A 987-nucleotide genomic window follows, 5' to 3' on the forward strand; every position below is an offset into this window, starting at 1 on the left:
GCGGTAGGCGCCGTCGGTGCGGCGGGTGCGGCCGGTGCAGGTGGCGCAGGCTTGGCCGGCTGTGGCTTTTGCACCGGTTTAGGCTTGATCACCGGTTTTGGCTTCTCAATAGGCTTGGGCTTTTCCACCGGCTTGGGCGGCTCCTTGACCGCGTCTTCATCCTCAACCGGCGGTTCGGGTTCGGGCGGCGGTGGTGGCGGCTCTTCCACGGGGGGCGCTGGAGGGGCAGGGCTGGTCAGTTCGACGGTCATTTCCGGGATTTCAGGTGGGGTAACCAGCGGTTCAGCCTTGGCCTGCTGGAAAAACCACCAAGCGCTGGCGTGCAGCAACACCACCGCGCCAATCAACACAATGATCTGCGGCTTGCCCAAGCCTCCCGGCTGAGAGGTATTGGGCACATGTTTGATGTGCGTCCACTGCTTTACCCGTTCAGCATCCAGCGCAGGCGCTGGCCGGGTCTGGTTTTTTACCTCGTCACTCATTAACAGTCCCTCGACTAAATGAAGGGCAATAAGGCTCCGTTCGCCCTTGCACGCAGGGACGAGAATGGTGGGTACAGGTGTTCGATAAGTGAGGCTTCACTTATCGTTAATATTAAGGACTGCGGGGTAAATACATCATGTGGGCTCCTGATAAATCGGTGATAAGTCAGTGCTCAAAGAACATTAAGTTTTGTTAAGTCAGGTAAAGCAACGGCTGTGCCAAGAACATTAAAACAAGGTGTCTGGGCAGTTAAATAAACACAGTATTTAGAGCGCTGGAGAAACAGGCTCAGGGTGTTTGTTATCAGCGGCTTATTAACCTGAGCACACAGGGTAAGTGCATCTATCGTATTGTCGGACAATCCGACGCTGAGCCGTTGCTGTTGTCAATTAATGCACCAAAGTGACAGTGGGCTGCCAAGTATTAGTGGGCGGTTGCAGGAGCTGAGTGCAACACGGTTATTGAATTGACGCAGGAGCATCATATTGCATAGCCAAGGCTTTC

1 pseudogene is annotated in these 987 nt (G+C 54.5%); it reads right to left on the bottom strand.

Features of this window, described 5'->3' with window-relative positions:
• Positions 1-482, bottom strand: a pseudogene (locus GHN86_RS22945) (energy transducer TonB); the annotation flags it as partial.
• Between the last annotated feature and the right edge of the window lie 505 nt (positions 483-987).

The organism is Pseudomonas helleri, from assembly GCF_009600315.1.
GTDB classification, from domain to species: Bacteria; Pseudomonadota; Gammaproteobacteria; order Pseudomonadales; family Pseudomonadaceae; genus Aquipseudomonas; species Aquipseudomonas helleri_A.